At 43.4% G+C, this 10,946-nt stretch carries 8 protein-coding genes; 6 read left to right on the forward strand and 2 right to left on the reverse strand.

Annotated elements, in window-relative coordinates; all coding sequences use genetic code 11:
- Positions 1–54: 54 nt before the first annotated feature.
- Together CAG58_RS15920 and CAG58_RS15925 are read left to right on the forward strand one after the other, a co-directional pair.
- Positions 55–825 carry a helix-turn-helix domain-containing protein gene (locus CAG58_RS15920; RefSeq protein ID WP_158137037.1) on the forward strand — a complete coding sequence of 257 codons (771 nt, stop codon included), beginning with the start codon at positions 55–57 and terminating at the stop codon, positions 823–825.
- Between the two features lie 192 nt (positions 826–1,017).
- The gene (locus CAG58_RS15925; RefSeq protein WP_154170954.1) at positions 1,018–1,689 is read left to right on the forward strand and encodes a MaoC family dehydratase; all 672 of its coding nucleotides are present in this window, start codon (positions 1,018–1,020) and stop codon (positions 1,687–1,689) included.
- Positions 1,690–1,759: 70 nt separating this feature from the next.
- On the opposite strand, the gene rnb is transcribed toward CAG58_RS15925, so the two are convergent.
- Positions 1,760–3,763 (reverse strand): exoribonuclease II, encoded by a 2,004-nt coding sequence (gene rnb, locus CAG58_RS15930; RefSeq protein ID WP_161425979.1) that lies wholly within the window; start codon positions 3,761–3,763, stop codon positions 1,760–1,762.
- 281 nt (positions 3,764–4,044) lie between these two features.
- The gene (locus tag CAG58_RS15935; protein WP_161425978.1) at positions 4,045–5,007 is read right to left on the reverse strand and encodes an OmpA family protein; all 963 of its coding nucleotides are present in this window, start codon (positions 5,005–5,007) and stop codon (positions 4,045–4,047) included.
- A gap of 584 nt (positions 5,008–5,591) precedes the next feature.
- On the opposite strand from CAG58_RS15935, the gene CAG58_RS15940 reads away from it, so the two are divergent.
- The 4 genes from CAG58_RS15940 to CAG58_RS15955 all read left to right on the forward strand — a co-directional run.
- A complete protein-coding gene (locus CAG58_RS15940) occupies positions 5,592–7,493 on the forward strand; it encodes a DEAD/DEAH box helicase (protein ID WP_004397151.1) in 1,902 nt (633 codons plus the stop codon).
- A gap of 399 nt (positions 7,494–7,892) precedes the next feature.
- Positions 7,893–9,089, forward strand: coding sequence for an integrase arm-type DNA-binding domain-containing protein (locus CAG58_RS15945; RefSeq protein WP_161429750.1), 1,197 nt, complete (start codon positions 7,893–7,895; stop codon positions 9,087–9,089).
- Positions 9,090–9,316: 227 nt separating this feature from the next.
- Positions 9,317–10,690, forward strand: coding sequence for a hemolysin family protein (locus CAG58_RS15950; protein WP_161439753.1), 1,374 nt, complete (start codon positions 9,317–9,319; stop codon positions 10,688–10,690).
- A partial coding sequence (locus CAG58_RS15955; RefSeq protein WP_161439754.1) for a CNNM domain-containing protein occupies positions 10,690–10,946 on the forward strand: 257 nt, incomplete at its 3' end. The genes CAG58_RS15950 and CAG58_RS15955, both read left to right, overlap by 1 nt.

The following is a 10,946-nucleotide window of genomic DNA, read 5'->3' on the forward strand; positions in this document are numbered from 1 at the left end:
AGCCGATAAGAATAAGCAGGTGCCAATGTCGCACCACATAAGCAAGGATGTTGTATGAGTTTCTGCGCCAATTTATTACTGCAAGCATTACGCCAAAAATTAAAAGAGAAAAATGTCACTTATAGCGAGTTGTCGGAGAGAATTAATGTTCCGGTATCAACACTGAAACGCCATTTTCATAGTCAATCAATCAGTCTCGATAAACTGCTTGAATACGCTTCAATACTGGATACTAACCTTGAAGAGTTGGTTCGCTTAGCGGGTGAAATTCATACTGATACTTTGGATTTAAGTGGCGAAAAGCGAGATGAGCTTTTCTTTGAATATCCGTTTCTTTATGACTTCTTTAACGAAATTCGAGTAAAGGGCAAACCCGTTGAACAGGTCAAACAGGAAAACCAGCTTTCCGATCAAAGTGTCTATGTTTATTTGCGGGCATTAGAGATAATGGGGCTGATTGAGATTAAGCCGCACAACTCGGGGATCAATTATCTGACGCCTCCTTACTACTCATTTCATGAAGGTTCAAAACTGGATCAACTGTTTACGAGTAAGTTAAAGCAGGATGTTTTCACTAACTGCCATATTCCTCAGCTTGGCTTATGTCGAGTAACGTTGACGAATGAGCAAACGAAACAGTTAGCGGATCTGTTGTATGAGAAGATACAACAGTTTCATTTTCAAAATAACAAACTGAAAAACAGAGAAGCACTGCGGAAAAACCTTTTATTTGCGGTCACTGAAGGAAACGGTTTTTGGTTATCGGAAGGGATAAAAGAGATAGAGCCTACATTTTTGAAAACATTATCTACGCGAATAGGTTAATGGGGATCAAGATGAAGTATTTACTCTAGGCTAAGGTTGATAATAAAATAATGTTTTATTGATAAGTGTTTGTTTATTAATAATAAACAGGCTATAGCATACAGGTGTGCGCTCGAAAGTGTTTGCGGATTAGTGTGAAGTGTCTCAAAATTAACGAATTAGCAGTGTTTCTTTGTTAGGAATGAGGTTCTGATGAAAGTGAGCGATCTTTTAAAGCATCGTGCTGAAAATTTAGTCAAGACTACGGAATTTAAGCAATGGATGTCGCCAGTGGTACGTGAGTACTGGGATGGTTTTTTAGATAGAGCGAACAGTCGTCAGCTTTTTTCGTGGGTGAAAGAGTTTCATCAGCCAGCGAATGAAGATACTCAGTTGCCCGCTGAAATCGTTTTAAAACCAGAAGCACAGGCGCTTTATCATGAATTGACGGATAAGTTAGGTGAAGTTATCCACACTGGGCAGTGGTTAGCCGTCGATCAACAGCGCATTAATCAATTTGCTGACGTTACCGAGGATCAGCAGTGGATTCATACCGATCCAGAGCGAGCCGCTGTAGAGTCTCCATTTAAAACCACTATTGCCCATGGTTTTTTAACCTTATCTCTGTTACCAAAACTGACCGATAGCGTTGATGCCAATCAACCGCTTTTTCCGACCGCGAAAATGGTCGTCAATATTGGTTTGAATTCAGTGCGATTCCCTTATCCAGTCAAAGCAGGGAATCGTCTTCGCGCTGTCAGTACTTTACTCAAAGTGACGCCAGTGAAAAAAGGTTTAGAGATTGAACGCGAAATCAAAGTAGAAATAGAAGGCGTACGTCGCCCAGCATGCGTGGTGGTTTCGGTCATTCAACTGCACTTTTAATTCTACCTGTATGACAGTGATAAAAAGGGGAAGCCGATGCTTCCCCTTAGTTTTTATACCGATTTAGTTTTTAGACTGATTCGGCGCCTGTGTCATCGGTCAGCGTTGCTAGCTTAGCAAAGGTTTGGGTTGGTTTCGCAACAATACTCCGATTGTCTTGATTAACCTCGGTTAAGACGACTTCTAATGTATCAGCGAGTCGATAGGTAGGCTGATCATCAATCGCTAAGACGCCTTGCTCACTATGGCAGACGATTCGCTCTTTATTGTCGACAATGAGTGTGGCCGGAATGAAAGCACTTGCGCCATTTTCGAGTAAGCGAACTCGCATACCCGCTCGGTTAATATCAAAAATTTCAGCAGTAAAGCGGGTCTGTTTGCTCGGCTCTTCGGCAAGAGTGCGTGTATAGAGCCAGTCGGCAACATTTCTCTCGGCTATTTTATGATGCTTACGGTGAATGGCTAGCTCTTCACCCAATTGTTCATCAGGCCATTGTTCGGGATCTTTACCGAGAATATGGGCTTTTAACAGACGATGGTTCACCATATCACCATACTTACGGATCGGTGATGTCCATGTCGCATAGATATCCAGCCCCATTGCGAAATGAGGCAAAGGCTGATTGCCAATTTCACTGTAGCTTTGCCATTTACGTAGGCGATTATCCAGATAAGCGGTCGGTTGGCTGGCCAACCAGCGTCGTAAGGCAGAAAATCCTTCTAGACTGGTCAGTGAAGCTTCATCAAACTCAGCGCCGTGTTCTTTGATAAGCGCAATAACATCGGTAATTTTATCGTTTTTAAACCCGGCATGAGTGTTAAATACGCCCGTTGAAAAAGACGATTGTAGTATTTTACCTGCGCAAATATTGGCGGTGATCATCGCTTCTTCAACGAGGCGATTCGCGCTACGACGCTTATCGGCGTGAATAGCAATAACATCATTATCTTCGCTGAGTTCAAAGCGATAATCTGGCCTTTCTGGGAATACCACCGCATGAGTTTCACGCCATTGGGCACGAGCTTGAGAAAAGGCATACAGATCCCGGACAACTTGCGCAATTTCAGAACTTGGTTGCCATTGAGATTCACCGGTTTCTAACCAGTCTGATACTTCATCATAGATAAGACGTGCTTGTGATCGGATATAAGCTGCAAAAAAACGAATACTCTCACTATTAATCACGCCGTCTTTATCGACCGTTAAGGTACAGCACAGAGCCGGGCGAGTTTCATTTTCGATCAGTGAGCAAAGATTATCCGCTAATTCCCGCGGTAACATAGGAATATTGCGCCCAGGAAGATAGATAGTAAATCCACGCTCGCGTGCGACGTTATCCATACTGTCATTAGCGGTTATATACGCAGTGGGATCGGCTATCGCTATCGTGACATCAAATCCGCCATCTTGGCGCTGAATCGCGTATAACGCATCGTCCATGTCTTTGGTTGATTTGCCATCGATAGTTACAAACGGTACATGGGTTAAATCGATACGCTGCAAAGCAGAATCATCGTTCAGTGACCAATGCTCCAAACCGGGAGGTTCACAGTTGGGTAAATCATTTTCTGCTAAGGTAACCCACCATGGGGCAATTTTATCCTCAGCATCGGTAATTTTTTGAGTGATTTCAACCAAAAAACCGGTATCGCCTTTGAGTGGATGACCGATTAACTTCGCGACGACCCAATCACCTTCCTGCATTTCTTGTGGATTAATGCCTTTTTGGGTTTTGGCTCGCAGGGGGAGTTTCTTCAGTTGCGGATGATCAGGGATAACGTTTATTTTACCTTTATGAATTTTTATACGGCCAATAAAACGCGTTAATGACGGCTCTAACAATTCTTGTGGTTCAGCAACTTCACGCTCATTTTCGGTGCGAATGATTGCCATGACTTTATCACCGTGTAGGCATTTTTTCATATAGGGTGGTGGGATAAAGACACTGTTTTTGCTATCTATTTCAAGAAAGCCAAAGCCTTTTTCGGTCGATTTAATCTGACCTTCTTTTTTGGGTAGGTTTTCTTGAATTTGTTGTTTGAGTTGAGCAAGAAGTGGATTGTCTTGAAACATGTTTAATTGTAACCCTTTAATTCTTAAAGTGCGATTGGGTTCCCTGTCACTGCCTAAAAGCGATTCTGTGAATGTTAAATAGGTGGTTTATTCGTGGGGAAGTTTTGTCAATCTGCCATGGTCTACATGGTACTTGGCAATAAGATAAAAGTATAGCGTGCTCTTTTGCTTGAGTTGGGTAGCTTACAGTCTAGAAAAGTGACGAATTAAGAGTTGGACGATATTCAACCATAGGATGGAGTAGTGCGGATAATGCCCTCTCCGAGGAGAGGGCATAAGGTCTATTTAAGAATGATTTGTACTGAACGTTCGATATCAGCACTGCCTTGAGTTAAAGGACGAGAATCTGCGACCACTGATACGTTAATTCTTTTTGCATCAATGCCTTGAGATTGAAGGTATTGAGAAACCGCTTGAGCACGTTGCGCTGAAATCTTGTTATTGATCGCATCAGAACCAGTGCTATCTGTACGACCGACTAGATGGGCAACCAACGCTGGGTTAGTTCGCATCACATCGACGACTTCATTGAGATAGAAGTAAGAGAGATCTTCAAGCGTAGATTTACCTAAAGCAAAAGGCAGTAGGAAATCAGTACGAGCCGCTTTAGCAACTTCAACCTGAACAGGAACTTCAATGACACGTTCTTGAATCACTTCAATTTGCTCAGTTACGACTCTTGGTGTTGCTGGTTGACCAAATTTATACGCCATCCCCCAGTAAATCTGGTGTAGGTGTGGATTCCGGCCTTCTTTAACCTGTACGCGATCATAGTAGTCGTAACCCACTTTTGTTGAAATCGCGTTAGTCAATTGATACTCAAGGCCAATGCCTGCTGAACCAGTAAACGTGTCTGTTTTTATATTGGATGAGCTGATATCAGAATAGATATAGGATGCGCCTAATTTACCAAATACAGAGAGGTTATCCATAAGCTCATATTGACCTTTGACCCCCAAAGATCCGATATGTAGCTTATCAACACCTAAACGATGAACATAATCATAACCGGTGTAAACCCCCCAGTATTGGTTGACATCGTATCCTAATTCAAGTTTGGAGCTAACGGCTTTATCTCTGTGACCAGTGATGGATTTTCCATCTGCAGTTGTCACGCCAGACGCAGCACCGATCCACCAGCCTGATTGATCGATCGCAGAATCAGAATGTGTTTCAGCATTAACGCTCACGGCTGTCATTGTGAGTGCAGCGATGATGGAAAGAGAGACCAGATTTTTTTTCATTACTTATCCTTAAAAATAATAACGACTTATTCTTATTTCTTTATTTATCAGCGAACATGTTAAAAAACGCTGTTCAATAATAGGTTGCCACTGCTTTATGCGGAATTAGACCAACCATTTCGCTAAGTCCTGCCCATTATTCGGTAAGCATGAATGATTAGATATCAGTTAAAGAAACAGTGGGTGTAGGAAAAATCCGTTTTGTTTTTTTAGCTTATATATTGATGATTATCTTGTTGGTTTAAAGAATCAGTGCAGATGGCAAGCTAGATTGATGAGATAAAGCCCCCTTGTCATTTTGACAAGAAGTAGGAGGTGGTGAGTAAAGTTTCTTCAAAGGGTGCGTTAAGTTCATACAGATTGTGTTTTTTGTCGTCTTTAAGAAAAAATATGTGATGAAATTCAATTTTTTCTGGCTTTTTTTATGCTTTTAGTGAATAATCCGCCTCCCTTAGATGTCCCTAGTGGCTTGATGCTTTTTGAGACTCATCCGCATCTGAACGGAATCAGCTCTTCTTTTAGGATTGGTTGGAAATGGTATAGCACGTGGGACCTTAGTTATTTATTCTTTTAGTGGGATCCACATGCAAGAAACCGTTATTCAATTTAGTGATTTAGCACTAAACAGCACACTCCTTTCTGCCCTAAACGAAATGGGCTTTGTTACTCCAACCCCAATTCAATCTGCCGCGATACCTCTTTTATTAGCAGGTCGTGATGCATTAGGTAAAGCGCAAACCGGTACCGGTAAAACGGCCGCATTCTCTTTACCGCTTCTGAATAAGCTAGACCTCACTCAGTACAAGCCACAAGCAATTGTTATGGCACCAACTCGTGAGTTAGCGATTCAAGTTGCCGCGGAAATTAAAACCCTCGGTAAAAATATCAAGGGATTAAAAGTATTAGAGATTTACGGTGGCGCCTCCATCGTCGATCAAATGCGCGCTTTAAAATCTGGCGCACATATCATTGTTGGTACGCCTGGTCGTGTTAAAGACTTGATCACTCGTGAACGTCTACATTTGGACGAGTGTCACACTTTCGTTTTAGATGAAGCTGATGAAATGTTGAAAATGGGCTTCGTCGATGACGTCACATGGATCATGGAGCAATCGCCAGAAACAGCGCAGCGCGTATTATTTTCTGCGACTATGCCCCCGATTGTTAAAGACATTGTTGACCGCTTTTTACGTGATCCTGCACGTGTTGACGTGGCGGGTTCAAACCAAACTGTGGCAAAAGTTGAGCAGCAATATTGGGTTGTTAAAGGTGTAGAGAAAGACGAAGCCATGGCTCGTCTACTTGAAACTGAAGAAACTGACGCTTCTATCGTGTTTGTTCGCACCCGTCAAGATACCGAGCGTCTAGCCGATTGGTTAATTGCGCGTGGCTTTAAAGCCGCAGCTTTGCATGGTGATATTCCTCAATCGTTGCGTGAGCGTACCGTTGATCATATCAAACAAGGTGTGATTGATATTTTAGTCGCAACGGATGTTGTGGCTCGTGGTCTTGATGTGCCACGTATTAATCACGTATTCAACTATGATATTCCATTCGATGTTGAATCTTACATCCACCGTATTGGCCGTACTGGTCGTGCTGGACGTAAGGGTAAAGCGATTTTGTTGGTTCGCACCAACCAAATTCGTATGCTACGTACCATTGAACGAGTAACTCGCACTTCAATGGAAGAGATCCAGCTACCTCATCGTGATAAAGTGGCTGAATCGCGCTTAACTCAGCTAGGTCTTGAGTTAGAAGCAGACAAAGATCATGCAGCACTAGAAAAGTTTGCTGAATTGGTTGAGAAATTGCAAGCATCATTAGAGGTTGATGCAACGACGCTAGCGGCTATTTTACTTAAACGTCAACAGGGTAAACGTCCACTGTTTTATACTGGTGAAGACCCAATGTTGGCTGCGATTGAGCGTGATAAGTCTCGTCGTCGTGATCGCCGTGAGTCGGGTGATGGCCGTACAGACAGCCGTGATGGTCGTCGTGAATTTGGTAGCCGTGATAACGTGCGTAATGTTGATTGGGATACTTACCAATTACAAGTTGGCCGTGATCAAGGTGTACAAGTTAAAGATATCGTTGGCGCATTAGCTAATGAACTTGGTCTAACCAAAGGTTCTATCGGTGCGATTAAATTAGCCCAAGGCCATACGTTTGTTCAGTTACCAAAAAGCATGTCTAGCGATGTGACGGGTAAATTGCGTAAGCTACGTATTCGTCAGAAAGAGGTGGGTGCAGTCGTGTGTGATTTTGATGACTTCCGTGAGTCACGTGGTCGTCGTCCAGAAGGTAATCGTGATGGTGGTGGTTACCGTGGCGCTCGTGATGGCGCACCACGTCCAGCACGCAGTGATTCTCGTCCTCCTCGTGAAGGTGAGCGCCGTTTTGACCGCAACCGCGGCGCGGATGGCCGTAGCAGCTATCGCGGTGATCGCCCAAGTACTTCAAGCCGTCGCCCTAGCGAAGCTTAATTACTACTGATATTAAGCCCGTGGTGGAATGCTACGGGCTTATTTATTTGGTTTCGCATTCATCCTTTACATTAAGGATGTGACCTAGGTACAATCGTCCAACGTTGATGATCCGGTATTCGTGTTACCGAGTGACCATCGATGTTTACTTTTAACGTACTGAACACGTGTTGCTTGGTGTATGTCAACGCCTCCCTTTCCTTTACATTCTCAATTCCTAGCCAAGATTCGAATCCTTTCATTTTTTATCTTTTATTTCATACAGTTAAATCCAGTTTTCTTTAATTTTCCATTTTTTTAGATCGACATGAAGCCATCATAATTAGCTTGCATTCGTCCTTGCTTTGTACCAAATTTGTACCAAATCTTATTCCCGCTGAAAATTTGGTACAAGCTATCGTGACAATTACAGATACTTGGTTGCGCTCTGTTTACGGGAAACCGTACAGTGGCAAACCAGAAATTACCTACCGTGATGGTGTTGGTGTTCGGATCAGTCCGAAAGGTAAAATTACTTGGATTTATCGAGTAAGCTTTTTTGGTAAGCCGATAAAGCTAAAGCTTGGTGAATACCCTGCGATGAAGATCCGAGACGCATTAAGAGAAAGAGATGCGAAAGCAGAGCTCGTAGCGAGTGGAATAGATCCCCGTAAATCATTGGCACCGGAAACAAGCAAACCTATCACTCTCGATGAGATCATTGATTACTGGGTTGAATACCATGCCAAAGAGAACATAAAGCGATGGCCCAGCCTTAAAAAGATGTTTGAGGTGGATATCTCTCCTTATCTTGGGGCTTATCCAGTTAAGCAGTTGGATCTATCGGACTTCATGCCAGTATTTCAAAAGGCGAAACGAAGAGTTGGCCCTAAGCATTCGGCTAACCTTATGTCACGTTTAAAACAGGTTATATCCTACGCGGTACGTCATGGTTTAGTGCAGCATAACGTCATTTCTGAATTGAAAAAGCAAGATGTTGGCCAACCCACGGATGTCAAAAGGGGGAGGCAGGATGCTGAGTCGGTGCCTGTTATTTGGAAGGCAATATCAACGCTACCTGTACATGAGAGTAATAAAAACTTTTTGCGGCTGATGATGATATTTGCCAACCGTTCGAATGAGCTGCGTTTAGCTAAGAAGCAAGACTTTGACTTGGATAGGATGGTTTGGACAGTGCCGAAGGAGAACAATAAGACAAGGAAGAAGGATGGGCGGGAGATCCGCAGAGCAATACCAAGGCTTGCCGCGACAATCATAAAAAGACAGTTTGAAATATGGCCCGAGTTTGAAATTATGTTTCCTCCCGTCGTTGCTCAGGAAGATAGGCCTATGGCAGAGAGTATTCCTGTGGACTTTGGAGCCAAACTAGCGGTAAAGATGGAAGAGCTAGGTTTCCCTCGAACAACGAATCACGATATGCGAAGAACAGCACGCAATATATGGGAGTCGATGGGCATTCAGTATCACGTCGGTGAAACCATGTTAGGGCATAAAGTTCACGTTGGCGTTCAAAGCCATTATCTTGATTACGATTATCTCGATCAACAAAGGGAAGCTTATGAGAAATGGTGTGATCTTATTTGTAGTGGTCACTAAATTTCAGGTGGCACACATAGATTAGATATAAACATATTCGTGTTAGTAAAACTGATCGTATAGGGTTGTTAAATCAAATTGGATATTGGCGATACAACTAGACTATTTAATCCTCGCGAATATATACTGTTTTTTGTGTTATTAATATAGGAATACTTTGTGGACCCCAACTCTAGTCGATTATGTCAAACCTTCTTGGCGTCTTGTCATCAAGGGAGAGCACATCAATGATTGAGCCTTTTCTTACCCTTCTATTCGGCATTCTATTCATGCTGGCAATTATTGCAGCAAATGGCTATTTTGTTGCTCAAGAGTTCGCGTATATGGCAGTGGATAGAGCAAAACTAGCAACCCTAGCTGCTACTGGCGATGAAGCCGCCAAGCGTGCGCTTGCCGTCACCAAACGTACCAGCTTTATGTTATCTGGTGCTCAGCTTGGTATTACGGTAACTGGCCTAGTTTTAGGCTTTACTGCGGAGCCGCTTCTAGGTAAATCTATGGGCGTAATACTGCAATACTTCGGACTGTCGCTAGAAGTAGGTATTGCTATCGGTACTGTTACCACTCTTGTTGTTGCAATGATCGTTCAAATGATTTTCGGTGAGCTTTATCCGAAAAACCTCGCAATTGCCAATGCAGAGCCGATGTCCCTTATGATGTCCCGTTCGACGCTAATTTATATGGCGGCGTTTGGATTTTTCATCAGCTTTTTTGATAAATCTGCGAATCTTCTACTTCGTGCGGTCCGCATTGAGCCCGTACATGATCTTGATGTAAGTGCGTCAGAGGAAGACTTACACCATATTATTACCAATTCTCGTGAAAGTGGTGATATCCCTATCGAGCTATCGTTGATGATGGATCGCATCCTAGATTTTCCTGAACGAGATGTTGAGCACGCGATGGTGCCTCGTTCACAAGTGGACTGGGTTGAGCCTGAAACTACACTGATAGAGTTGTTATCGCTGATGGCACAAGCACACACGCGCTATCCTGTCGTCAATGACGATGATGTGCCTGTTGGTGTTGTTCATCTACCAGATGTACTTGCTCGCATCGATGCTGGCTATGTAGATGACACTGTGGAGTCAGTGATGCGCCCAGCTACTGTGCTACCAACGCTGATGAAATTGCCTGATGCACTTGAACAACTTGTGATATCTACCAATCAATTAGCTTGCGTTATCGACGAATACGGCGGTTTTGCTGGCGTATTGACGGTTGAAGATTTAGCGATGGAAATTGTGGGCGAAATCACCGATGAGCACGACGCTGACGACGGCGAAGCTGTGGTATCAGAAAGCGATAATGTATGGCTAATGGACGGTGACGTTCACATCGACGAAGTAGAGCGTACGATTGGTTACGACTTACCAAAAGATGATGTAGAAACGATCGCGGGGCTTTTGATTGCTAAACGTGGTGCGCTACCAACTGAAGATGAAAAAGTTATCATCGAGTTACCTGTTGACCCGTCTGAATTTGCTTCTGGCGAGCTATTTAAACGACATCTTGAGGTTAAAGTATTACGTGTGGAGCGGCACGTTCCAACAGAGGTGCGTGTGAAGCTTGTAGAAAATTCAGTTGAGGGTAAAGAATGATGACCGATCCGTTAATTGTAATCCTGATAACAACAGCCCTTATCATATTAAGTGGCTTCTTTGTAATCATTGAATTTTCGTTAATGGGCGCACGTCGCCACCGTCTTGAAGAAATGGCTGTGGAAAGCGCTTCAGCTCGCGCAGCTTTGAGAGGTATGAATGACCTGACGTTGATGCTAGCGGGTGCTCAATTGGGTATCACCTTCTGTACCTTTGCACTTGGCGCAGTCACCAAACCAGCAGTTGATCATTGGAT

The sequence above is a fragment of the Vibrio sp. V31_P5A7T61 genome (genome assembly GCF_009904895.1).
GTDB lineage: Bacteria > Pseudomonadota > Gammaproteobacteria > Enterobacterales > Vibrionaceae > Vibrio > Vibrio metschnikovii.